This is a genomic window from Rhodococcus sp. NPDC055024, from assembly GCF_053608585.1.
The window spans coordinates 221933-244980 of record NZ_JBSGVT010000012.1 but is presented as its reverse complement, the minus strand read 5'-3'; the positions used below and the strand labels follow the sequence as shown (position 1 = coordinate 244980).

The following is a 23048-nucleotide window of genomic DNA, read 5'->3' as shown; positions in this document are numbered from 1 at the left end:
AAGCGATCGGCCCCGATTTCTTGTCATGGACTCAGGCGAAGTCCTGCCGCAAGCGAGTCTTGAGAAGCTTTCCACTCGCGTTGCGTGGCAGCTCCTCGACGAACCGAACTGCACTGGGGCACTTGAAGTGAGCCAGCCGCTCGCGTGACCACTCGATGATCTCAGCTTCGGTGGCACCAGAATCGCCGGCTCGAACGACCACCGCAATGGGAGTCTCACCCCATCGATCGGAGGGAACGCCGACCACTGCGACTTCCCGGATTCCAGGGTGCCCCGAGAGAACGCTCTCCACCTCGGCGGGATAGACGTTCTCACCGCCGGAGACGATCATGTCCTTGAGGCGGTCGTGGAGGTAGAGGTAACCGTCCTCGTCGAACGATCCTCCGTCTCCAGTTCGGAGCCAGTCTCCGTCCAACATGGTGGCCGCCGTCGCTGCCTCGTTGCGCCAGTAGCGTTTCATGACGTGAGCGCCGCCGATGACGACCTCGCCGCGGCTACCGACCGGGACGTCCTCGAGCGTCACGGGATCGACGATGCGGATGGGTACGCCGAACATCGGCTGCCCGACGGACTTCAACCTATGCGCGGTCGACTCGTCGGTCGCCCGATGGTCTTCGGGCGTGAGCATGGTGACGCCGCCGGTCGACTCGGTGAGTCCGTATGCCTGCAGGAAACTACATCCGAATACCTTGGTCGCATCTTGCAACAGGGGCAGTGGCATTGGCGCGGCTCCGTAGACCAGGAACTGCAGGGCACTCCAATCTGCCTCGCGCACAGCCGGAAGGGACGTCAGAACGCTGATCACCGCGGGAACGGCGACCGCATGCGTGACCTTGTACTCCTGCATCAGCGCGACGAGTTCGAGAGGCCCGGCGATGGTCTCGAGAAGTAGAGCGCCACCGCCGAGCGTCGTGACGAGGGCAAGGCCGAGCCCCGCGACGTGGAAGAACGGAACCGGGCACATAGCCACGGAGTCGGTGTCGAGATCGAGCAGGTGATACATGGTGGCGAGGGCTCGGCCGAGGTTGGCGCCGGTGAGCTCGATTCCCTTGGGGTGACCGGTGGTTCCCGACGAGTAGAAGATCAGCGCTGTGTCGTCGGGACGACGCGACGACCCTGGATCTTCGTCCCCGACACCGGACAGCCAGTCGTTCCACGAGACCGAGTTTCCGGCGCCGTCGACTGTGACGACGGTTCGGACGCTACCGACCGCCGCCGCGACGTCGGAGAGGCCCTCATCGCCTGCTCCGAGGACGACGACGGTCGGCTCGCTGTTGCTCAGGATGTAGTCGACCTCACCCGGTGCCAGCCGATTGTTGACGGCCGTCAGAATCGAGCCCATCTTCGAAGATCCGTACAAGGCGGAGAGGAAGGACGGTGCGTTGGCGCCGATGTACGCCACCCGGTCGCCGGGTCGAACACCATCGCGCAGAAGTGCATTCGCCACTCGATTGGCTTCGACGTCCAGCTGGCGAAAACTGGTTCGACCGTCATCGGAGATGACAGCGGTGTTGTCCGGGCTCGCAATGGCCCGGCTGCGGAGAAGGTCTTCCAGATTCTGTACGGGACGTCCGTCGGGCAGGAGCGCGTTCACGGAAGGTTCACAGGCGGCGGGTTCACGGGTGGCAGTCGAATCTACGGCCGTCGGCTGAGTTGTCATGCTGAATGCTCCAATCTGAAGGGGGCAAAGACAGGGGGTTCGAAAATGCCGGCGGGAGCGGCGAGTACATGCTCGACGGCGCGTAGTGCCGGGCCTGCGGTGATGAACTGACCGGCTGTTGTGCGACTGTTCGGATCTCGCGGTTCGACCAGATTGACGGTCATCACGATCTCGGGTTTACCGAAGAGGTGGACTTCCCATTGGTCCCGTCCCGCGTATTCCTCGCGATCAGGTTCCATGGTCCAGATGATGGCGAGGGTGAGGAACTGCTTTCCGTCGACCATTGCGTGCCAGCGCCATTCGGTGGTTCCGACGGTTCCGGCCGCAATGCGCCCGGCAGCGACGTCGAGATCCGTACGCGCGGGGAGTGCCTTGTGATCGGAGACGACCTCGTCGTAGGTGACGCCCAGGCGCTCGCACATGAACGCGATGGTCTCGAGGTACAGCGACGCGTACAGCGAGGGCAACGGCCCGGTTCCGTCCAATTCCTCCGGGGGCGAGCCCATTCCCATGACGGTGAACGCGAAGTCGGGGTCGGGCATGCCGCGAGCGTCGAGCACCTCGTCGATCGTGATTCGGTCGAGTTCGATCGATGTTCCCGTCAGCGCTAACGCCAATCGCTCGCCGATGACACCTGGGCTCACACCAACCCCGTAGAGCGTCGAATCGCCTTCCTTACATGCTTGGGCGAACATGTGCTCGCGCTCGGTGCCGTGTGCGCGGGGGAAGTGCTGCCCGGCCGTCGTGATCACGTTGATCCCGGCTCGAAGCAGACGGCACAGATCGTCGTCGTGGCGTTCGTACGGAATCTGTAACCGCGGACTGTGGATGAGAACCTGTGGGCGCGAGTGGATGATCTCGTCCACGTCACGTGTAGCGATCACACCCGTCGGTGCGCGTCTGGCGATGTCACCGGCGTCTCGACCTGCCTTGGCGTCGCTGTAGACGTACAGGCCGACCAACTCGAGGTCGGGACGATCGATGATTCCGCGCAGCGCCGTCTTGCCGATGGCGCCGGTCGCCCACTGGGCAACGCGAATCGGATCGCTCATGATCGGGTGGTCAGTTCGCCGGCGAAGAGGAGCTTGCCCAGTCCGCGTTCGTACCGAATCGGGTCGCGGGACAGGCGCGCACGTGCGTCGATTGCCATGAAATCGGTGTCGCACGTCCACTCGCCGCGTTGCATGGCGGCGAGTCCGGTTGCCGCGATGTCGAGGGGGTTTTCCTTGTGGCCCTGCACATGTGACGCCATGCGGGTGTCGACGCTGCCGACGATCAACGACGTGACGGTGATGCCGTGCGGTTCGAGTTCGGCGCGAGCGATGCCGCCAAGCGACAGAGCAGCCGCCTTGGCCGGTGAATAGCCACCCATGAATGCGGTCGGAGCGATTGCGGCCACGGACAGGACGTTGACTATCGATCCTCCGCCACGGGCGGCGAGCACCGGCGCGAAGGCTCGGATCATCGTCAGAGGTCCGAAGTAGTTGACCTCCATCTCGGCGCGAGCGGCGTCTCGGTCGTCGGCCTCGATCAACCGATTCCCGGTGAACAGTCCGGCGTTGTTGACGACGACCGTGGTGTCACCGCACGCCCTGGCCGCTGCGTCGACGAGTCCTGGATCGGTCACGTCGAGTTCGACGATGTGCACTCCCGTGGCTCGCAGCTCGGCCGGTGCCTCGTCGGGATTTCTCACCCCCGCATAGATTTTGGCTGCGCCCATCAACTTCGCCTGCTGGACGAAGGCCAGCCCGAGGCCTCGATTGGCGCCGGTGACGAGGACGGTCGCACCCTCGACCGGAGTTCCGCGAAAGGTTGTCATGAGTTCTCCTGTGCCTGTGGGGTATCGGCGGCTTGTCGGGTGTAGATGAGGTCGTCGGGAAATTTCTTGCTCTTCTTCAATGACGATTCGGGTGCGAGCATCCCGAAGATCCAGCCTTCGGTAGTGGCCATGTCGTGGTTCCAGTCCCACCGCAGTGCGCGGTGGCGGATTCCCCACCTGCCGTCCTCGAAGCCGAAGCGGTCGATCAAGCGCGCCGAGGTGAGTGTGTCGGCTATGCCGTCCGAGTGCTTGATTCGTGCGAATGCGAGCACGTAGGACTCGACCCGTGCGGTGTCCCCGTCGAGTTCGATCAAGACGTTGGTCAGGGCGTGGGTCGTCAGCGACCGCGGGTGCGTTATGGCCCCGGCGATGTGGTCGACGTACTCGTCGGCAGCGCCGGTGAAGACCCCGCCGTGGTCTTCGGTTGCGCCGGGTAGGTAGCACTGCCGGGCGTCCTCGACGTCGCCGCGATCTGCGGCTCGGAGGAAACGCGCCAGAACTTCGTAGATTTCCTGCTTGGCGACGAGGGCTTCGATCGGGCTGTACTCCCGAGTGCCCGGGCCCCCGCCGGTATCGACTGCGCGAATGTCGTTGACCTCACGATGATGTCCCTTCTCGGCCCCGGAGCGGAGCCGCACGTTGACGGAGTGCCTCTGCTTACTGTAGTAATCTCTATCACACTGTTAATTGAAGTGTCACGAGGAGGTGAACCAATGCTTGGAACCACACCACCCGCACAACCCGCGAATGACCCGGTCGTACTCACGCTTTCCGGCGTATCGATCGAATTCGGCGGTGTCACCGCTCTCGACGACGTCGGCTTCGACGTCCGCGCCGGACAGATCTGCGGGCTCATCGGACCCAACGGCGCTGGTAAGACCACGCTGTTCAACTGCATCACAAGGATTTACGAGCCGAGCCGGGGCGTCATCACCTGGCAGGGAACCGATCTACTCGGGCTGCGCCCCTATGCGCTCGCCTCGGCCGGGATCGCTCGAACCTTCCAGAATCTCGCACTGTTCAGCGGCATGAGCGTCTTCGACAACACCATGGTCGGCGGGTCGTCTCGGGGTCGCTTCGGACTGGCGAGCGGGCTTCTCGGCTGGCCTCCAGCGCGCGCTCGAGTCCGAGAACTGCGAGAGAAGGCCTGGTATCTGCTCGAACGCCTCGAACTCGTCGACGTCGCGAACGCACCTGCGGCAGGCCTTCCGTTCGGAACACTCAAGCGCGTCGAACTGGCGCGAGCATTGATGTCCGAGCCGTCGCTACTCCTGCTGGACGAACCTGCCGGTGGGCTCACCCACAGTGAAGTCAAGGAACTGGGAGAACTGATCGTCTCCCTCCGCGACGACTTCGGCTTCGGGGCGCTTCTGGTCGAACACCACATGGGATTGGTGCTCGGGATCTCCGATCACGTTGTCGCCCTGAACTTCGGTCACAAGATTGCCGAGGGCACTCCGGCGCAGATCCAGCAGGATGACGCCGTGATCAACGCGTACCTGGGACGTGCCGCATGACGCTGTTGAAGGTCGACGATCTGCATGCCGGCTACGGGCGCGGCAATGTACTGCACGGGGTTTCGCTCGACGTCGAACCTGGTGGGGTCGCTGTTGTTCTCGGTGCAAACGGCGCCGGAAAGACCACCATGATGCGTGCGCTGGCCGGGTTGATTCCGCATCAGGGAACGATCACCTTCAACGGTTCGCCGTTGGGGTCCAAACCGGAACGCGCCGTGGCTGCCGGCGTGAGCCTCGTCCCGCAAGGCCGCGGAACTCTCGGTCAACTGTCCGTTCGCGACAACCTGCTCGTCGGCGCTGCGTTGCGTAAGGACAAGGCGGAGATCGCAGCCGACATCGAGCGGTGGTGCGAGACGTTTCCGGTACTCGGTCGTCGCTCGACGCAACTGGCGGGCTCACTCTCGGGCGGCGAACAGCAGATGCTCGCGGTCGCACGCGCATTGATGAGCCGTCCCACACTGCTTCTGTGCGACGAACCCAGCCTGGGGCTGGCACCCATCGTCATCGCCGAATTGTTCGACACGCTCGGTGCGATCAACCGCAGCGACGGAACTGCACTGCTGATCGTGGAACAGAATGCCGACCTCGCAATGAAACTCGCGTCGAAGGTCTTCCTGCTCGACGTAGGCACCATCGTCGCTGCCGGAACGCCCGAGGAATTTCGTTCCGACGACGTCGTGCGCAGCGCTTACCTCGGGTACCAGGAGTAAACGGTGACACTCTTTCTCGAACGACTCATCTCCGGATTGACCAACGGGTCCATCTACGCAATTCTCGCCCTCGCACTGGTCGTGGTGTTCCGCGCCACCGGCACGATCAACTTCGCTCAGGGCGAGTTGGCCCTGTTCACGACCTTCGTGGCGTGGTGGCTCACGACGATGTCCTGGCCGATCTGGGGCGCGATCGGAGCGGCTCTCACTCTCGGCTTCCTGCTCGGTGCATTGATGGAGCGCCTGCTGATCCGGCCGGTTCAGCGGAGAAGCGACATGGCCGTGCTGATCGTGGCACTGGGATTGTTCACCGGGCTCAACTCGTTGGCCGGAATGCTGTGGGGGAGCGATACGAAGATCATGCCGAGTCCGTTCCCCAACGGTCCGACCGATTACATCTCGGTGGGCGGTGCGCGTGTGTACGGCGACGCGCTGGGTGTACTCGTGGCGCTGGTTGTCCTACTTGTGTTGATGTCCTTGCTCTTTCGCAAGACCAGGGTTGGTCTGCACATGCGCGCTGTCGCGGACAACGCCGAATCGGCAACCTTGGCCGGAGTTCCGACCAGCCGGATACTCGCAATCGGTTGGGGTGTTGCGGCAGCGATCGGCGCACTGGCCGGTGTCCTGGTCACTCCGCTCTCGCCGCAACAACTCGGTCTCACGACCATGTTTCCGATCTTCATCGCAGCATCTGCGGCCGCACTGTTCGGAGGACTCGACAGTCTTGTCGGTGCCGTGGTCGGTGGGTTGACGATCGGTGTCCTGGAATCGATGCTCAGCGGCTACATTTCGGCCATCGGCGGTTCGCTTCAGCAGACATCCGCTCTGCTGATCATCGTGGTGATCCTCTTCGTCAGACCCAATGGACTGTTCGGAACCAAGAAACTGGAGCGAGTATGACGACGCTTGCCGAGAGAAATGAACCCGCCGTCGCCGAAAAGGCGGTCAGGCAGCCGCGTGTGGTGGTCGCCGGATCGACGTCGTACCGGTTACTCCAAATTGGTCTGTTGGTGGCAGCCGTCTGTGCTTTGCTTCTCGCTTCACAAAGTGCGCCGTTTCGGGTAGGGCAGTTCACGAGCGTCTTCATCATCGCGATTGCCATTGCGGGACTGAATATCGTCAGCGGATACACGGGACTGCTGTCGATCGGCCATTCTGCCTTCTTCGGCCTCGGCGCGTACACGACCGGCGTGCTGATCGTCGATCGCGGATACTCGCCGTTGACCACGATCCCGATGGCAGTCGTATTATGTTTCGTACTAGGGCTTCTCGTCGGTCTTCCGTCGTTGCGGATCAAGGGGCTGTATCTGGCTCTCGTGACACTCGCTGTCGCTGTGGCGTTTCCCGAAGTGATCCGCAAGACCGGCGATCTGACCGGTGGTGCTGCCGGAATGGTGGTTCGTGCAAATTTGCTGGTCCCGCCGAAATGGACTGGTTTGACTCGCGCGGACACATATCTGTGGATCTTCTGGGTGTCGGTCGTGACGCTGGCAATTGTCATGCTCCTGATTCGCAATCTCGTCAAGAGTCGATTCGGTCTGGCGATGGTCGCGGTGCGCGACAACGAGATTGCGGCGAGCGCAAACGGCATCAACGTCGCGCGGGTCAAGATTCTCGCTTTCGGGCTTTCCGGCGCGATCACCGGCCTGGGAGGTTCGCTGTTCACGATGTACATCGGCGCACTCTCGCCGGAATCCTTCTCGCTGATGAAGTCGATCGAGTTCATCACCGGGCTGGTATTGGGCGGAATCGCAACCCAATTCGGCCCGATCGTGGGAGCAACGGCAGTGGTGTTCCTGCCGTACTACACCGGAAGCGTCACCGACGGCCCCGTGTCGGGAGTGGTATTCGGCGCGGTGCTGATCGCGATCGTGTTCTTGATGCCGGACGGAATCGTCGGCCGGATCAACAGCGTCCTACGACGATTCGTCCTCGTGGTTCCCGCAGATCATCCCAAGTATCGCGAAGGCGAGCCTCGCACCTGAACAACATCTCCCTCGCCCACTCTCGTTTCTCTCAACTCACAGCAAGGAACTGGACGACATGAAAAGGCAGACCACGATTCCCGCAGTCATCGCCGCTGCGGCACTACTCCTTACGGCCTGCGGAGGTAGCTCCGATGCAGAGAGCAACACGTCGACATCAGCCGGTGCAGTCTCGGTCGACGACTGCAGCGATCCCAGCGGTGCCGCAGCGCCGATCACCGACAAACTGACGGTGGGATGGAGTGGGCCGACGTCCGGCCCGCTCGCCGACGCCGTCGGCAACGTGATCGAAGGAATGCGAGCACGGTTCGAGGTGGCGAACGCGGCCGGCGGTGTCGGCGGTGTCAAACTCGACGTGGTGGTCAAGGACGATGCCTTCTCTCCGGAACGGGCCAAAGCCAATGTCGGAGAGTTCATTCAGAAGGACAAGGTCGATGTTCTGGGCACGTTCGGAGCCGGCCAGTTGAACGCCATCGCGGACGATCAGACCACTGCCTGTGTGCCACTGCTGTTTGCGCAGGCAGGGATGCCGGAGTTCCGGGTCATCGAAGACTTCCCGTGGACAACGGAGTATCTCCCGGATCCGGGCATCGAGATGGAAGTAGTCGTCGAGAGCCTGAAGAAGAAGTATCCGGACGGCGCCAAGGTCGCATTGGCTACGAACCAGACCGAGTCGGGACAGGGAATCGCCAACGGCTTCAAGTCGGCGATCGAAGGAACCAACTTCGAGATTGCAGCCGAGGAGGCGTTGACCGACCCCAAGACGGCGGCATCGACCCTCAAGGCCAGTGGCGCCGAAGTGTTGGTGGTAGCTGGTGTCACCACTGACTGCCTCGCGATCACTCAGGCGATCGGACGTGTCGGATGGAAGCCCGACACCGTGATTCAGCCGTCGAATTGCGTCGACGGTGCGACCCTGTACGCGCCCGCCGGTGATGCTGCTGACGGGCAGCAGGTGATGGTGTGGCTCAAGGATCCCAATAACGCTCTCTACAAGGACGACGCGGCGGTACGTGACTACCTAGCGGGTGCAGCTGCTCACGGTGCCGATTCCCCGACCAACAGCTACACCGTGAACGGCTGGGCCATCGGTGACCTGTTGGTGGACAACTTCACTCGGGCCTCCGAATCTTCTGACGGACTCTCTCGTGCCACCATCATGAGTGCCGCGCGTACGCAGGACTACCACCCGCCGATGTTCATCGACGGAATCAAGTTCACCATGACCGCCGACCATGCGCTGGGAATCCTGGCATTCCAGCCGTTCGAGTGGAATGCCGCTACCCAGGCGTTCGAGAAGCAGGGCGACGTGATCGACATTTCCGGCCGTTACGAGAACTGAAGCGAGTGCGCGCATGAACAAGACACACAGGGGATTGCATCCTCGTGGCAAGGTGGACGAATACACCTCGAAGGGGTGGTGGTCCGACGAGACGATCGATCAGGTGTTCCGGGCGCAGGTGCGGGCCCGCGGCGACGAACTCGCGGTAGTTGATCCGGCGAACCGGAGCGAGTTGTCCGGCGGAGATCCACGACGCCTCAGTTGGAATCAACTGGAGAGCGAAGTCATCGCGCTCGCTGCCCGCTTCTCCGAGGTGGGTTTGGGCCGGGGAGATGTTCTGGGCGTGCAGATGCCGAACACCGTCGAACTGGTCGAGGTTTATCTTGCAGCGTGGTCGCTGGGGATCGTGGTCTCACCCTTGCCGATGCAGTACCGCGAACGTGAAGTGGAAGGAATGGCAAACCAGGCGGCGTTTGCAGCATTTGTCACCGTACCCAGTTTCGGTGACAGACTCCCCGCTACGGAGATCGCTGCAATCAGATCCCGGATTCCTTCTCTGAGATCGGTGTTCGCCTACGCTCCCGCGTCCGAGCTTGCGGCTCAGCTTCCCACCGGCGTCGTGGGACTGAGTCCTCGGACTGCCACCGAAGCACAGCGCAGTGAACTGGTGGAACGAAACACCGAAGATCCCAACGACCCCAACGATGCGATGACGATCTGTTGGACCTCCGGGACCGAAAGCGAACCGAAGGGGGTCCCACGTTCGCACTACGAGTGGCTGGCCATCTGCTGGGCCACGATCGACGCTCCCGACATCGTCGTCGGCGACGTCTTGTTGAACCCGTTCCCGATGGTCAACATGGCCGGAATCAACGGAATGTTCCTGCCGTGGCTCCGCACGGGTTGTGTACTGGTACAACATCACCCGTTCGACCTTCGAGTGTTCCTCGGGCAGATCGAGGCCGAGCGAGTGACGTACACAGTAGCGCCGCCTGCGCTGTTGTGGATGCTGCTCGCCGACGAGTCGATGCTCGCGGCGGTCGACCTGTCGAGCTTGACTCGGATCGGTTCGGGTTCGGTGCCACTACAACCTCCGATGGTGCGGGGATGGCAGGAGCGATACGGAATCGGAGTCATCAACTTTTTCGGATCAAACGAAGGCATCAGTCTGCTCTCCTCGCCTGCGGACATGCCGGATCCGGACGACCGCGCACGGTACTTCCCCCGCTTCGGTGTCGAAAACTTCCGTTGGAGCACCAGGATCTCGGACTGGATGGACGTGCGCTTGGTCGACGTGGTCACCGGCGAGGACATCACCGAAGTCGGGCACCCGGGTGAGTTGCGAATCAGTGGACCGACTGTCTTCGCCGGCTACCTCGGCGATCGACCGTCGCCGTTCGACGAACGCGGATTCCTCTGCACCGGAGATATCTTCGAGATCGCCGGTGATCAAGGGCAGTTCCTCCGCTACCTGGATCGAGGCAAGGATCTCGTGATCCGCGGCGGAATGAACATCGCCCCAGCTGAACTGGAGGGATTGATCGCCGAGCACCCGGCAGTTGCGGATGTGGCCGTCATCGGCGACCCCGACGAAGTGCTCGGTGAGCGTGTGGCGGCAGTGGTCACGCTGCGGCCCGAGACGGAACTCGAACTGGACGCTCTGGTCGCGTTCCTGAAGGACAAGCGCATCGCGTCGTACAAGCTTCCCGAACGGCTGGAGATTCGGAAAGAGTTGCCGCGCAATTCGACCGGAAAGATCCTCAAGCGTGAACTTCGACAGAAGAGTGTGGCATGAGTGTGATGAACGACAGTGAAAAACTTGCGCTGGCGCGTGAGATGTTCCAGGCCTGGGACGTCATGGATTGGACACGCGTCGTCGACCTGTTTGCCGAGGACGGTGTGCTCCACAGCGTGATGCAGGAACCGCTTGTCGGCAAAGAGGCCGTCGCGGGCCGAATTGCATTGCTGGCAAGCAAGTGTGAACGGATCACCCTGAAGATCGAGTCTCTCGGCGTGATCGGCGGCAGGGTTTTCGTGCAGAGAGTCGACGACTTCCACTTCGACGGTACCCACGGCGTCGTGCCTGTTGTCGGAATCCTCACCATGGCAGACGGGCGGATCACCGAGTGGCTCGAATACTACGACCGTCCGACGCTGTTGAAGGGAATGGGTCTTGTCTCCGATTTCGAATAGCGGGATTTCGAGTAGCGGGACTTCGAAGAGAAGATTGCCGACTGTCGACATCTCCCTGGGTTTGTGGCAGGACCGTCCGCCGCGCGAGGTGACCGTCACTGCGCGCCTTGCCGACAAACTGGGGTTCGGCCGAGTGTGGGTGGGGGAGATGGCGACGTACGACGCCTTTGCGTTGGCTACGTCGGTCGGCGCCGGCTTCGAGCGCTCCGAGTTGGTGGTCGGCCCGCTGGCAGTGACGGTTCGTGATCCGGCGATGATCGCGATCGGGGCGGCGTCGGTAGCGGACTTGACCGGGCGTCACGTGTCGATCGCGTTGGGAACGTCCAGCACTGTCGTGGTCGAAAAATGGCATGGGCGAAGCAGATCCGGGGCAGCACGTGCACTCGCGGAGTCCGCCCGCGGTGTGCGAGCGCTGATGAACGGCGAGCGGGGCGAAGTCGCCGGAACGGTGATGCGGACCAGTGGATACCGACTGCGTCTTCAGCCGCCGGGTGGCCGGTTGATCGTTGCGGCATTCGGAGACAAGGCGCTTCGGGCCGCCGTGGAGTTGGGTGACGAACTGGTGCTCAATCTGGTGAGTGCGGAGCAGGCCGGTCGTCTGATTTCGCGATGCAAGGAGATCGCGGCCGAGTTGAAAACGGGCATGCCCGTCGTGTCGGTGTGGGCACCGGCTGCTGTCGCCGAGAATGGACCGTCGCAGGCGTCGATCGATCAACTCAGACGTGGGCTTGTGCCGTATCTCGCTGCCCCCGGGTACTCGGACATGTTCGTCCGTGCCGGCTTCGCGGACGTGATCGAGGCAGCAAGGGCCGGAGCCGCGCCGCGAGAGCTCTTGAGTCAGGTCTCCGACGCCATGGTGGCGACGGTGGGAATAGTGGGAACAGCGGCCGACGCTCGCGCGCAACTCGAGGCGTACCGAGCGGCGGGCGTGGACACCGTTGTAGCCGTGCCGTCATCCACTGATTCGGACCCGGCCGGGCAAGTGACCATGGAACTTCTCGCCGAGATGGCATGACGAATCCCCGAAGAACTTACTCTCAGGTAAGTTCGTCGGGGATATGTCGAATCGGAGGAGTTGCCGTGAGTGATCGTGTTCGTGTCGAGATAGTGCAGTCGGTGGCGTACGTGACGTTGAACCGGCCGGAGAAACTCAACGGTCTCGATCTGGACATGCTCGACGCGCTGGTGAATGCCGCTCGAACGATCGAGAGCGATCGTTCGATTCGGGGCGTAGTTCTGCAAGGCGCGGGTGACGCATTCTCTGCCGGATTGGATTTTGCTTCTGCCGGCAAGCAACCGAGGCGGATGGCAAGGGCCTTTGCGAAGTTTCCAGGTCAGAAGACCAACTTGTTTCAACGCGCGTGCTGGGTATGGCGCGAATTGCCCGTGCCGGTCATCGCGATCGTTCACGGCCACTGTTTCGGCGGGGGACTGCAATTGGCGCTCGCCGCAGACTTTCGATTCGCCACCCCTGATTGCACGTTCTCGGTAATGGAGGCGAAGTGGGGATTGATTCCAGACATGACCGGGACGGTCACGACGCGCGAACTCGCGGCAATAGATGTCGTGAAACGCCTAGCCATGACGGCGGAACTGTTCGATGGAAATCAAGCTCTCGAGTGGGGTTTCGTGAGCGGAGTCAGCGAGAACCCGATCAAGCCGGCGCAGGAACTGCTGTCGCAGATCATGACTCGCTCGCCGGACGCCGTCGCAGCAACGAAGACGTTGTTGCACAAGACCTGGAACCGATCGCCTCGCTGGGCATTTTGGATCGAATCACGGATCCAACTGGCTTTGATGAGGGGTAAAAATCACAAGATCGTGCGCACCGCGAACGGTGTGAAGAAGTTGCCGGAGTTCGCCATTCGAAAGTTCGGCTGACGAACTCCGGCATCGCGGCGCCGTGCGGCGTCCACGTCGAGGTCGATCACAGCATCAAATCTCGTCCCGATCGGTCTTTGATGAGCGTCGTGGCAACGAATGACACCGCTGCCAGCAAAGCGAGGTAGATCGAGATGGCCAGAGTGCCACCGGTCTTGCCGAGGAGCCACTGCGCGACGGTGGGTGCGAAGGCGCCGCCGAAAATGGTTCCGACGGCGTAGGAGATCGACGCGCCGCTGTAGCGGATCGAGGCCGGGAACAGCTCGGCGAACAACGCCGGTTGTGGTCCGTACGAAAGCCCGAGTCCGAGCGAGAAGAGGATCATCGCCACATAGATCCAGCCGAGATTTCCGGTGTCGATGAGGAGGAAGAACGGCACCGCGAACAGGACCATTGCGAGGTTGCCCACGTTCATCACCGTGGTGCGGCCGCGTCGGTCCGACCAGTAGGCGCCGATCATGGTGAACACACCCCATGTGACGGCACTGGCGAGTGTGGCAATCAGTAGTTCCGTCTTACCCAGACCGTGCGTCTTGGTTGCGTACGCGACGATGAATCCACCGATCACCATGTAGCCGTTGCCGTTTGTGCCGATGAAGGACAGGGCTGCGAGTACGACCTGCTTCGGGTGCTTCTTGAACAGCGTGCGGATAGGCGTATTGCTCTCGGAGCGGCGTTCCTTGAGTTCGGCGAATACAGGTGACTCGCTGACCCGGCTTCGGATGTAGAAGCCGACGCCGATCAACACGACGCTGAGCAGGAACGGCACTCGCCATCCCCAGGTGGTGAACTGTTCGTCGGTGAGGGTGAACGTGCACAGTGCCAAAACACCGGTGGCGAGCAACATTCCGAGCGGTACACCCATCTGGACGAATGCTCCGAAGAATCCTCGGCGTTTGGTGGGTGCGTGTTCGACGGCAAGTAGAGCGGCCCCGCCCCATTCGCCGCCCGTCGAGAATCCCTGCACGATTCGGAGAAGTATCAGCAGGATCGGCGCCCAGATCCCGATGGAGGCATACGTCGGTAGCACGCCGATCAGGACCGTCGCGGCGCCCATCATTGCCAGAGTTGCCACCAGCACGCGCTTTCGGCCGAGTCGATCACCGAGATAGCCGGCGACGATGGCGCCGAGTGGACGGAAGACGAAGCTGATGCCGACCGTGACGTAGGAGACGATCTGACCTGCCGAGCCCATCGGCTTGAAGAACAGGTCGGCAAAGATCAGCGCTGCGGCTTGGGCGTAGATGAAGAAGTCGTACCACTCGACGGTGGTGCCGACCATCGACGCCATCGCGGCGCGGTCGTACTCCTTCGCGGCGGGTTTGGTGCCAGTTCTGGTTGTGGTCATCGAGCTACTTTCTGCCATTCACGTGTTCCACCGAGGAGGTGAACTGCGAAGTCGGAACAGGGGAGAAATACTGTTCGATCTGCGACGTTGCCGGTGTGCTCGATGCATGCTTTTGGCTGATTCGGAGCGTTCCTGCGCGATCCCATTGTCGATATTGGCAACCGAATGATCGGTAGGTAATGAATTATGCAGAAGTGTGAGCGTCAGCACAAGAGATGTCGGAAAGGTCTGACTATCCGGTGCGGAGTGTGCGAGAAATCGGGCGCTCAGTTTTGGGGCGACGCGGCAATGCGCAGGTCGATTTCCCGAGCGCTGAGTAGGTGGTCGAGGACAAGAACCGCGCAGCCGAGAATGCCGGACTGTGCGCCGTGGCTGACCGATGCGATCTGCAGCTTTCGGGTGGCAAGCGCCGTTGCATTGCCGTACACGGACTCTCGAAGCCCGGCGAGGAAGAGTTCGTCGGCCTCGGCCATGTCGCCGCCGATGATCAGGACCTCGGGATTGAGGAGGTTGACCGCGCCCGAAATGACGTCGCCGATCAGTCGACCGCTGCTTCTGATGAGCCGGCGGGCTTCGCTGTCACCGTCCAGGGCGAGGCGGACAACGTCACGCACATGCCCGACGCTCCGACCTTGATCTCGAAGGGCGTGCACGAGAGCCCAACCGCTGGCGACGGTTTCGACGCAGCCGACGTCGCCGCACCGACATTTCATGCCCCGCGCCGCAGCGGTTTTCGTGTGCCCGATCTCGCCGGATGCTCCGAGTGAACCGCGTTGGAGGACTCCACCCAGGACGATTCCCGCGCCCAGGCCGGTCGATGCCTTGATCATCAGGAGGTTGGGCGCGCTCTCGCGTCGTTCGCTCAATTCGGCCAGAGCCATCACGTTGGCATCGTTGTCGGCGAACAGCGGTGCCGTCGTCACCGATGCCAGGTAGGGGGCAAGAGCAACTCCGTCCCATCCCGCCATCATCGGGGAATCGAGGCTGGCTCCTGCAGCGACGTCGACGGTTCCGGGAATGCTCAGTCCTACCCCGATGACTTCGGTGGACTTGCGCTGGACCCGGGCCAGGAGTGACGAGAGATGCTCGGCAATTTCGGGCATCAGTTCGTCCGGGCCGACTCCGACCGACTTGTCGATGTCTTCCGCTGCGAGGATCGTGCCCGCCAGGTCGGTGACGGCAAGTTGTGCCCGCGATCGACCGATCGCCACGACGAGAACCACGCCGGACGCCTTTGCGAACGTGAGAGTGGACGGCGGCCGTCCGCCCGTCGACGGTCCCTCGTCGTCATCGGCGATCAATCCAAGCGACTGAAGTGCCGCAACCCTGGCCGATACTGCTGTCCTGGACAGGCCGGTGAGCTTCCCGATCTCGCTGCGAGTGGTCGCTGAACCGCTGCGTATCAGCGTGAATACCTCTCCTGCGGTAGCCGGAGTCGTGGACGGTCGGGTCATTGTCCTATTCAAGCATTCCTTGTCGGCAACTTCAGCGTGCGAAAGTTGCCCTACTTTGTTCACAAAAAGACTTAAGTAGGTCTTGTGAAAAAGCAGAAGTAGGCATAGTGTGTGTCTTGACTCACTGCCACGGGCGTCCGAGGAGACGAGTCGCAGTTTCTGTGAAGCAGGGCGCACAAACAGGGGAGAACCTGATGAGCCGCACCGATACACAAGAGATCGTCGAGTTCGCACGTAAGTGGCAGCAGTTCGACGGTGGACCCGACGAAGAGATCTTCGTAACTTTCGGCCTCGCCCCGGACGAGTATTTCCGCAGGCTGCAGGCGATTCTCGACGACGGCGTCGCAGCGCTGACTCCGCCCGTCGCCGGCGAACTCGCTTCGGTCTGTGCGCATCGACTCGGCCGATCGGCGAATCGGCCGGGCGCCGGTAAGTCCGCAGCGTAGCTCCGAGTCACCCGAATCCGTTTCACCCGAGTAAGGAATTGAGGTCGCCATCATGCACAAGCACCTTCCGATGCCGTACCCGACCGCCGAAGTGTGGGATTGGCAGCTGCAGGGAGCGTGCCGCGGGCACGACTCCGCGGTGTACTTCCACCCGGACGGCGAGCGTGGACATGCTCGCGAGAACCGTGAACGCAACGCCAAGAAGGTCTGCGGGACGTGCCCCGTACTCCAGCAGTGCCGCGAGCACGCACTGTCCGTCCACGAGCCTTACGGCATCTGGGGTGGAATGACGGAGACCGAGCGCGCAGAATATGTGCGATCGCTGCGTAAGCGCAGCAACCGGATGCCCGCGGTCGCCAACGCGAGCTGAAGGTCCTTCGGAAAGGACTCCAGTGTGACGCTCGTTGCCGGTATCGATTCGTCTACCCAGTCGTGCAAAGTCATTGTCCGTGATGCCGATACAGGCGAACTGGTACGAGAAGGACGAGCGGCTCATCCCGTTGGTACCGAAATAGATCCGGCACGCTGGCTCGAGGCGATGGACAGTGCAATCGCCGCGGCGGGTGGGCTGGACGACGTTGCAGCAGTTTCCGTCGGAGCTCAACAGCACGGCATGGTGTGTCTGGACAACGGAGGCGAGGTCGTCAGGCCGGCGCTGCTGTGGAACGACACTCGTTCGGCGAAGGCTGCGTCCGATCTGGTCGAAGAACTCGGCGGATCGAGCGAATGGGCCGACGCCGTCGGAGTCGTCCCGGTCGCTGCAGTCACGGCAAGCAAGCTTCGATGGCTGGCAGATCACGAGCCGGCCAACGCCGATCGCGCTGCCGCGGTGTGTCTTCCGCACGACTGGCTGTCCTGGAAATTGGGCGGGTCAGGGTCGTTGAAGGAACTTGCCACCGACGCGGGCGACGCCAGTGGAACCGGCTATTACGCTGCCTCGACGCGCGAATACCGTACCGATCTGTTGGCGTTGGCATTTCGCGATCGAACCCCACAGGTTCCCCGAGTTGCAGCGCCGAACGAGAAGATCGGAAGCACTCACTCCGGGGGAATAATCGGACCGGGCACGGGTGACAATGCCGCAGCCGCACTGGGTTTGGGTGCAGTCCCCGGTGACGTGATCATCTCGATCGGAACTTCCGGCGTAGTATCCGCTGTATCAGTCACGCCCACACACGATCCCAGTGGAAACGTGGCAGGATTCGCGGACGCGACCGGACTGCACCTGCCGCTGGTGTGCACTCTCAACGGCGCTCGCATTCTTGATGCGACGGCATCTATTCTCGGCGTCGATCACGCCGAACTGTCCAGGTTGGCGCTGACCGCGCCCCTCGGAAACGACGGTCTGGTCATGATCCCGTACTTCGAGGGTGAGCGGACGCCCAACCGGCCCGACGCCACGGGAGCCATGCACGGTTTCCGTTTGCAGAACTCGACGCCTGCGCACTTTGCACGAGCCGCCGTCGAAGGTCTCCTGTGCGGCTTGGCCGATGGCGTCGACGATCTGGTTCGTCAGGGTGTCGAGGTGAAGCGAGTTCTCCTTGTGGGAGGCGGAGCCAAGTCTCGTGCTCTCTGTGAGATAGCCCCGGCAATTCTCGGGGTGCCGGTCGTGATCCCTGCTCCGGGTGAGTACGTCGCCGAGGGAGCCTGCAGGCAAGCAGCATGGGCTCTGTCCGGGGACGTGCGGCCGCCGGTGTGGCCGAAACCGGAAGAGCGGCGATTCGACGCCGAACCAGCTCCCCACGTGCGTGAGCGTTACGCGTCGCTGCGCGAACTCACCGAAGGTGTCTGAGCGCTCCTTACAGAAGGCCGAATTTCCGCACCGCGTCGAGTAGCGCGTGCGGACGTTCGGACGTCGGCAGTGGATCGACGAGAGCGAACTGGCAACCGACGTCTCGGGCAGCGCCGTCGGCCTCGTCGCTGTCGCCGACCATCAATGTCTGCGCCGCATCCACATCGAGTTGCGCAAGGGCGTACTCGAAGATCGCCGGTTCGGGCTTGACTGCACCCACCTCGAAAGAGAGTACGAACTCGTCGACCCAGACGTCCCAGCCTCGGTCGACGAACGCCGGTCGGATGTCGAAGGCGATGTTGCTCAGGACCGCGGTTCGTATGCCCTTCTCCGACAATGTCTTCAGGACCTCCCCGGTATCCGGGTACGGCGACCACTGGTCCGGATCGACCAGTAGGGCGTAGAAAGCCTCGGCGCGAACCGGATCGGGAACTCCGGACTTGCTCAACACGTCGAGGTAGGCCTGACGATGCAACTTCGGATCCCGGTCGCGGTTCTCCCACGCGTAGATCCCGGCTTCGTCCATCTCGACGGTTCTACCCACCGGCGCGGTCATCCGGCGCATCAGCTCGGCTTGAGCATGCACGTCGAGCGGATCGCCTTGGTGATCGACGAGGTGCTCGTTCCAATCGTCGCTCTCTTCCAAACGGAAGAGGGTTCCGGAGAAATCGAACAGCGTAGCGGCGATATGTCCGTCTTGATGGGCTGTGCTGTCAGTGTTCACCTCGACAGGTTATCGGCGTCCGCTTTCCGATGCGTGATGTGAGCCAGTGCACGCGTACTTTGAGAGGGCACATTTTCCGAGGTTCCCCCGACGGGCGTGATTTCGACGCCCCGGATGAACCGAACGACGAGGGGGATCCTCCGTGTCCGACCACGCGAATACACCAGATTTGACGAAGCCGTCCGGCGAAGACCCCCACCTCTCACGCCAGCTGTCCAACCGGCATATCCAGCTGATCGCCATCGGTGGGGCCATCGGCACCGGACTCTTCATGGGATCGGGCAAGACGATCTCTCTCGCCGGGCCTTCCGTGATCTTCGTGTACATGATCATCGGCTTTATGCTCTTCTTCGTCATGCGTGCGATGGGGGAGTTGCTGCTCTCCAACATGGCGTACAAGTCTTTCTCGGACTTCGCCGCTGATCTGCTGGGCCCCTGGGCGGGATTCTTCACCGGTTGGACTTACTGGTTCTGTTGGATCGTCACCGGCATCGCTGACGTCATCGCGATTTCCGGCTACTTCAAATACTGGTGGCCGGGTCTCGCGGCGTGGATTCCGGCTTTGCTGACGATCGCGGCACTGCTGCTCCTCAACCTCCCGACCGTTCGCGCCTTCGGTGAAACCGAGTTCTGGTTCGCGCTGATCAAGATCATCGCCATCGTCAGCCTGATCATCGTCGGCATCGTCATGGTCGTCTCCGGGTTCACTGCGCCCAACGGTGCCACCTCGGGCATCGACAATCTCTGGAACGACGGCGGCATGTTCCCGACCGGATTCATGGGCTTCGTGGCCGGCTTCCAGATCGCCGTGTTCGCATTCGTGGGTATCGAACTGGTCGGCACGACAGCAGCCGAGGCGAAGGACCCGGAGAAGAACCTGCCGAAGGCCATCAACTCCATCCCCATTCGTGTGCTGCTGTTTTACGTCGTCGCGCTGACCGTGATCATCGCGGTGACACCGTGGCGTGAAATCAGCGCAGACAAGAGTCCGTTCGTCGCTATGTTCACACTCGCCGGCCTCGGCATCGCTGCATCGGTCATCAACTTCGTCGTGCTGACCTCCGCCGCATCTTCGGCGAACTCGGGTATCTACTCCACCTCGCGCATGGTGTTCGGGCTTGCACAGGAAGGCGACGCACCGAGGGCTCTCGGCAAGCTGAACTCACGCAAGGTTCCCGCGAACGCCCTGATGTTCTCGTGCATCTTCCTGCTGGCGTCGCTGATCCTGCTGTTCTCGGGCGACTCCGTGATCGAGGCCTTCACCGTCGTCACGACCATTTCGGCGCTGCTGTTCATGTTCGTGTGGACGATCATCCTGGCGAGCTACATGGTCTACCGGAAGCGTCGTCCGCACCTGCACGAGGCGTCGAAGTTCAAGATGCCCGGAGGCATCGTGATGTGCTGGGTCGTGCTCGCGTTCTTCGTCTTCATCCTCTGGGCGCTGACAACCAAGGATGACACCCTGCAGGCACTTGTCGTCACGCCGATCTGGTTCGTCGTTCTGGGAATCGCGTGGGCGATCATCCGGCGCCGACCCGCTCACCGGGCACGATACGACGCATTCAAGTCAGAACTGGACGCCAGCCGACAGAACGGCGAGAAATAGTTTTGGTCAAGATCGGGTAACGGTGGCGGCTGCCTTGATCAAACTGTTACATTCTTCGGCAGACAGAGGAGCGGGCTTCATCAGAAGGACGCTGCACGCCGACGACTGACGGAGTACACACTGTGGGAAACCACCACCGCACGGGCAATGACGATGTTGTCTTCGAGATCGATCCCGAGGCAGCAAGCGGCCGCCACCGCACCGCGTCGTCTGGCCCTGGTGCCGGTGTCAAGGCAGGCGTCGTAGCTGCGGCTACCGGTGCACTCCTCGTCGGTGCAGGCCAGATGGGTGCAGGAACCGCTGCTGCGGCGCCGGCAACACAGACCATCGCGGGCTTCGAGATCCCGCAGGGTCTGCTTCCCGAGGGCGTTGTCGTTCCGGCTGAATTGGCGGCTCTTCCGGCTCTCGACATTCCCGAGCTCCCCGACTTTGCAGCTGACCTCAACACACAGGCACAGCAGTTCCTCGCGGGTATCAATCCGGGCACGTCCGCTCGCACGGTGCAGCCGGTGTCCGGAACGCTGACCTCCACCTTCGGTTCGCGCTGGGGAGCACACCACGGCGGTCTCGACATCGCAGCCCCGATCGGTACGCCGATCCTGGCTGCTGCCGACGGCCAGGTCATCGACGCCGGCCCGGCGTCAGGTTTCGGACTGTGGGTCCGTGTCCAGCACGACGACGGCACGGTCACCACGTACGGTCACGTCAACGATTACCAGGTGAACGTCGGTCAGCGTGTCAACGCCGGCCAGCAGATTGCCACCGTGGGTAACCGTGGCCAGTCCACCGGCCCCCACCTGCACTTCGAGGTCGCCGAGAACGGCGCAAAGGTCGATCCGGCAGCGTGGCTGCAGGCCCGCGGCGTGGCTGTCACCTGGGTAGACAACTCGTAAGAAAGCTTCTTGTAGAACTGCGGTGGTGCCGGGAAAATCTTCCTGGTGCCACCGCAGTTCTCGTTTGTCGGTGACCCCGGCCGGATAGCCTTCAGTGACGTTGATCGTCGAAGGGGGAACGCGCGATGGGTGCAGAGGTCACGGCGAGAGAATTCACCAGAGCCGACCGCAGGCTCTTTCGTAAGAAGGTGCGCTCGTGCGTCGACGCCATGAAGCAGATGCTCGACGGTGGTGACTTTCGGGACGCCGTCGACAAGCCGGCGCCGCTGCTGGGTATGGAGATCGAATTCAACCTGGTGAACGGGGACATGGCTCCTGCGATGTCGAATCGTGAAGTACTCGAATCCATAGACGACGCTGAGGTTTTCCAAACCGAGCTCGGACAGTTCAACGTCGAGATGAACGTCGAACCCGGCCCGCTCACCGGTGACGCGACTTTCGAATTGGAAAAGAAACTGCGGGCGTCCCTCGACGTCGCAGATGCGCGAATCCATGCGCACGACGCCGAGATGGTGATGATCGGGATGCTGCCGACACTGCAGCTCGAGCATCTCGATCGCGAGTGGATCACCGCCAACCCGCGCTACGAATTGCTCAACGAGCAAATTTTTGCCGCGCGAGGAGAGGACATCGAACTCGACGTCGAAGGTGTCGCGCTACCTGGCGGCGACGTGGAACTTCTTCGGGCCGATACCAATTCAGTGGTGCCTGAGGCGGCGTGTACGTCCATGCAGTTGCACCTGCGCGTCGCGCCGGAAGAGTTTGCCGCGCACTGGAATGCCGCGCAGTGTCTGGCCGGAGTGCAAGTGGCGTTGGCCGCCAATTCTCCTTTCCTGGCGGGCAAGGCACTCTGGCACGAATCACGCATTCCGATCTTCGAACAGGCCACGGACACCCGAACTTTCGAGCTCAAGAATCAAGGTGTGCGTCCGCGGGTGTGGTTCGGTGAACGGTGGATCCATTCGGTGCTCGACTTGTTCGAGGAGAACTCGCGGTATTTCCCTGCCCTGCTGCCTGATGTGTCGGACACCGATCCACTGGAAGTGCTCGCGGCGGGCGGGGTTCCGGAGTTAAGCGAGCTTCAGATGCACAACGGCACGGTCTACCGGTGGAATCGACCGGTGTACGACTGCTCGGATGGCAAGCCGCACTTGCGTATCGAGAATCGCGTATTGCCGGCCGGACCGACCGTCGTCGACATCATGGCCAATGCAGCCTTCTACTACGGAACCGTTCGGGCACTGGTGAACGCGGAGCGGCCACTGTGGTCGCACATGTCTTTTCACGCGGCGGAAGAGAACCTGCACATCGGCGCCAAGTACGGACTGGATGCGACCCTGTACTGGCCGGAGATCGGTTGGGTCGGTGCCGACGAGTTGATATTGCGAAGGTTGCTGCCGTTGGCGCACGAGGGCTTGACGGACTTCGGATTGTCCGCCGCCGCCCGCGATCGGTACCTCGGCGTCATCGAAGGGCGGTGCATGAATCGGCAGACCGGCGCCGCCTGGCAACGAGAGCATGTTGCGCGGGCGGAGGCCTCTGGCGCGGACCGCTCGACTGCGCTCACCGGAATGCTCCGCGGTTACGTGGAGAACATGCGCGCGGGAGATCCTGTTCACACCTGGTCCTGATTGCTCTGCTAATTCTCCTATCCGTCAACAGTTTCGGGGACCTAAGTCCCCGAAATCGAGAGGGGGCGACCCCAAAAAAGCCGGACAAGTGGGATGGTTAGTGTGAA

General features: G+C 62.2%; 22 protein-coding genes. 15 read left to right on the top strand and 7 right to left on the bottom strand.

Annotated features, from left to right (window positions below; all coding sequences use genetic code 11):
• Positions 1–31 precede the first annotated feature (31 nt).
• The 4 genes from ACWF6P_RS24115 to ACWF6P_RS24100 are packed head-to-tail and all read right to left on the bottom strand — an operon-like array spanning position 32 to position 4117.
• Positions 32–1660, bottom strand: coding sequence for a long-chain-fatty-acid--CoA ligase (locus tag ACWF6P_RS24115; protein ID WP_452622774.1), 1629 nt, complete (start codon positions 1658–1660; stop codon positions 32–34).
• Complete coding sequence (locus ACWF6P_RS24110) at positions 1657–2712, bottom strand: NAD(P)H-dependent amine dehydrogenase family protein (RefSeq protein WP_452622773.1); 1056 nt, start codon at positions 2710–2712, stop codon at positions 1657–1659. Before ACWF6P_RS24110 ends, ACWF6P_RS24115 begins: the two co-directional genes overlap by 4 nt.
• Positions 2709–3479, bottom strand: coding sequence for an SDR family oxidoreductase (locus ACWF6P_RS24105; protein ID WP_452622772.1), 771 nt, complete (start codon positions 3477–3479; stop codon positions 2709–2711). Before ACWF6P_RS24105 ends, ACWF6P_RS24110 begins: the two co-directional genes overlap by 4 nt.
• On the bottom strand, positions 3476–4117 hold the full coding sequence (locus ACWF6P_RS24100) for a nuclear transport factor 2 family protein (protein WP_452622771.1): 642 nt from the start codon (positions 4115–4117) through the stop codon (positions 3476–3478). The genes ACWF6P_RS24105 and ACWF6P_RS24100 overlap by 4 nt, the downstream gene beginning before the upstream one ends.
• 75 nt (positions 4118–4192) lie before the next feature.
• Between ACWF6P_RS24100 and ACWF6P_RS24095 the strand changes: the two genes are divergently transcribed.
• The 9 genes from ACWF6P_RS24095 (at position 4193) to ACWF6P_RS24055 (ending at position 13047) form a co-directional block, all read left to right on the top strand.
• Positions 4193–4996, top strand: coding sequence for an ABC transporter ATP-binding protein (locus tag ACWF6P_RS24095; protein ID WP_378532487.1), 804 nt, complete (start codon positions 4193–4195; stop codon positions 4994–4996).
• Complete coding sequence (locus ACWF6P_RS24090) at positions 4993–5706, top strand: ABC transporter ATP-binding protein (protein WP_378446353.1); 714 nt, start codon at positions 4993–4995, stop codon at positions 5704–5706. The genes ACWF6P_RS24095 and ACWF6P_RS24090 overlap by 4 nt, the downstream gene beginning before the upstream one ends.
• Positions 5707–5709: 3 nt before the next feature.
• On the top strand, positions 5710–6606 hold the full coding sequence (locus ACWF6P_RS24085) for a branched-chain amino acid ABC transporter permease (protein WP_378648506.1): 897 nt from the start codon (positions 5710–5712) through the stop codon (positions 6604–6606).
• Positions 6603–7691, top strand: a complete 1089-nt coding sequence (locus ACWF6P_RS24080) for a branched-chain amino acid ABC transporter permease (protein WP_452622770.1) — start codon at positions 6603–6605, stop codon at positions 7689–7691. Before ACWF6P_RS24085 ends, ACWF6P_RS24080 begins: the two co-directional genes overlap by 4 nt.
• Before the next feature lie 58 nt (positions 7692–7749).
• A complete protein-coding gene (locus tag ACWF6P_RS24075; protein ID WP_378446355.1) occupies positions 7750–9033 on the top strand; it encodes an ABC transporter substrate-binding protein in 1284 nt (427 codons plus the stop codon).
• Positions 9034–9046: 13 nt separating this feature from the next.
• Positions 9047–10768 (top strand): class I adenylate-forming enzyme family protein, encoded by a 1722-nt coding sequence (locus tag ACWF6P_RS24070; RefSeq protein WP_452622769.1) that lies wholly within the window; start codon positions 9047–9049, stop codon positions 10766–10768.
• Complete coding sequence (locus ACWF6P_RS24065; protein ID WP_378648511.1) at positions 10765–11166, top strand: nuclear transport factor 2 family protein; 402 nt, start codon at positions 10765–10767, stop codon at positions 11164–11166. The genes ACWF6P_RS24070 and ACWF6P_RS24065 overlap by 4 nt, the downstream gene beginning before the upstream one ends.
• Positions 11167–11200: 34 nt before the next feature.
• Positions 11201–12181: an LLM class F420-dependent oxidoreductase gene (locus ACWF6P_RS24060; RefSeq protein ID WP_378532497.1), complete on the top strand. Its 981-nt coding sequence runs from the start codon at positions 11201–11203 to the stop codon at positions 12179–12181.
• Between the two features lie 65 nt (positions 12182–12246).
• Positions 12247–13047 carry a crotonase/enoyl-CoA hydratase family protein gene (locus tag ACWF6P_RS24055; protein WP_452622768.1) on the top strand — a complete coding sequence of 267 codons (801 nt, stop codon included), beginning with the start codon at positions 12247–12249 and terminating at the stop codon, positions 13045–13047.
• A gap of 46 nt (positions 13048–13093) precedes the next feature.
• Here ACWF6P_RS24055 and ACWF6P_RS24050 read toward each other — a convergent pair whose 3' ends face one another.
• Together ACWF6P_RS24050 and ACWF6P_RS24045 are read right to left on the bottom strand one after the other, a co-directional pair.
• Positions 13094–14395: an MFS transporter gene (locus ACWF6P_RS24050; RefSeq protein WP_452622767.1), complete on the bottom strand. Its 1302-nt coding sequence runs from the start codon at positions 14393–14395 to the stop codon at positions 13094–13096.
• A 266-nt stretch (positions 14396–14661) separates the two neighbouring features.
• Positions 14662–15849: an ROK family transcriptional regulator gene (locus tag ACWF6P_RS24045; protein ID WP_378543411.1), complete on the bottom strand. Its 1188-nt coding sequence runs from the start codon at positions 15847–15849 to the stop codon at positions 14662–14664.
• Positions 15850–16043: 194 nt separating this feature from the next.
• Here ACWF6P_RS24045 and ACWF6P_RS24040 point away from each other — a divergent pair, with 194 nt between their 5' ends.
• Genes ACWF6P_RS24040 through xylB form a run of 3 tightly spaced genes read left to right on the top strand, consistent with a single transcriptional unit; the run spans position 16044 to position 18087 of the window.
• A complete protein-coding gene (locus ACWF6P_RS24040) occupies positions 16044–16295 on the top strand; it encodes a DUF3263 domain-containing protein (RefSeq protein ID WP_452622766.1) in 252 nt (83 codons plus the stop codon).
• A gap of 52 nt (positions 16296–16347) precedes the next feature.
• A complete protein-coding gene (locus tag ACWF6P_RS24035; protein WP_230814392.1) occupies positions 16348–16665 on the top strand; it encodes a WhiB family transcriptional regulator in 318 nt (105 codons plus the stop codon).
• Between the two features lie 24 nt (positions 16666–16689).
• The gene (gene xylB / locus ACWF6P_RS24030) at positions 16690–18087 is read left to right on the top strand and encodes a xylulokinase (RefSeq protein ID WP_452622765.1); all 1398 of its coding nucleotides are present in this window, start codon (positions 16690–16692) and stop codon (positions 18085–18087) included.
• A gap of 7 nt (positions 18088–18094) precedes the next feature.
• Here the strand turns inward: xylB and ACWF6P_RS24025 are convergent, their stop codons facing one another.
• The gene (locus tag ACWF6P_RS24025) at positions 18095–18811 is read right to left on the bottom strand and encodes an HAD family hydrolase (protein ID WP_452622764.1); all 717 of its coding nucleotides are present in this window, start codon (positions 18809–18811) and stop codon (positions 18095–18097) included.
• Between the two features lie 142 nt (positions 18812–18953).
• Between ACWF6P_RS24025 and cycA the strand changes: the two genes are divergently transcribed.
• The 3 genes from cycA to ACWF6P_RS24010 all read left to right on the top strand — a co-directional run bounded on the left by cycA (position 18954) and on the right by ACWF6P_RS24010 (position 22941).
• Positions 18954–20417 carry a D-serine/D-alanine/glycine transporter gene (cycA, locus tag ACWF6P_RS24020; RefSeq protein ID WP_452622763.1) on the top strand — a complete coding sequence of 488 codons (1464 nt, stop codon included), beginning with the start codon at positions 18954–18956 and terminating at the stop codon, positions 20415–20417.
• Between the two features lie 122 nt (positions 20418–20539).
• The gene (locus ACWF6P_RS24015; protein WP_452622762.1) at positions 20540–21310 is read left to right on the top strand and encodes a M23 family metallopeptidase; all 771 of its coding nucleotides are present in this window, start codon (positions 20540–20542) and stop codon (positions 21308–21310) included.
• A gap of 125 nt (positions 21311–21435) precedes the next feature.
• Positions 21436–22941 (top strand): glutamate-cysteine ligase family protein, encoded by a 1506-nt coding sequence (locus ACWF6P_RS24010; RefSeq protein ID WP_452622760.1) that lies wholly within the window; start codon positions 21436–21438, stop codon positions 22939–22941.
• The last annotated feature ends 107 nt before the right edge of the window (positions 22942–23048 follow it).

Bases quoted from the DNA above. Each gene is read 5' to 3' on its own strand.
- ACWF6P_RS24115 (WP_452622774.1), bottom strand. From the start codon at position 1,660: ATGACAACTCAGCCGACGGCCGTAGATTCGACTGCCACCCGTGAACCC.
- ACWF6P_RS24110 (WP_452622773.1), bottom strand. From the start codon at position 2,712: ATGAGCGATCCGATTCGCGTTGCCCAGTGGGCGACCGGCGCCATCGGC.
- ACWF6P_RS24105 (WP_452622772.1), bottom strand. From the start codon at position 3,479: ATGACAACCTTTCGCGGAACTCCGGTCGAGGGTGCGACCGTCCTCGTC.
- ACWF6P_RS24095 (WP_378532487.1), top strand. From the start codon at position 4,193: ATGCTTGGAACCACACCACCCGCACAACCCGCGAATGACCCGGTCGTA.
- ACWF6P_RS24090 (WP_378446353.1), top strand. From the start codon at position 4,993: ATGACGCTGTTGAAGGTCGACGATCTGCATGCCGGCTACGGGCGCGGC.
- ACWF6P_RS24080 (WP_452622770.1), top strand. From the start codon at position 6,603: ATGACGACGCTTGCCGAGAGAAATGAACCCGCCGTCGCCGAAAAGGCG.
- ACWF6P_RS24075 (WP_378446355.1), top strand. From the start codon at position 7,750: ATGAAAAGGCAGACCACGATTCCCGCAGTCATCGCCGCTGCGGCACTA.
- ACWF6P_RS24070 (WP_452622769.1), top strand. From the start codon at position 9,047: ATGAACAAGACACACAGGGGATTGCATCCTCGTGGCAAGGTGGACGAA.
- ACWF6P_RS24065 (WP_378648511.1), top strand. From the start codon at position 10,765: ATGAGTGTGATGAACGACAGTGAAAAACTTGCGCTGGCGCGTGAGATG.
- ACWF6P_RS24050 (WP_452622767.1), bottom strand. From the start codon at position 14,395: ATGACCACAACCAGAACTGGCACCAAACCCGCCGCGAAGGAGTACGAC.
- ACWF6P_RS24045 (WP_378543411.1), bottom strand. From the start codon at position 15,849: ATGACCCGACCGTCCACGACTCCGGCTACCGCAGGAGAGGTATTCACG.
- ACWF6P_RS24040 (WP_452622766.1), top strand. From the start codon at position 16,044: ATGAGCCGCACCGATACACAAGAGATCGTCGAGTTCGCACGTAAGTGG.
- ACWF6P_RS24035 (WP_230814392.1), top strand. From the start codon at position 16,348: ATGCACAAGCACCTTCCGATGCCGTACCCGACCGCCGAAGTGTGGGAT.
- ACWF6P_RS24010 (WP_452622760.1), top strand. From the start codon at position 21,436: ATGGGTGCAGAGGTCACGGCGAGAGAATTCACCAGAGCCGACCGCAGG.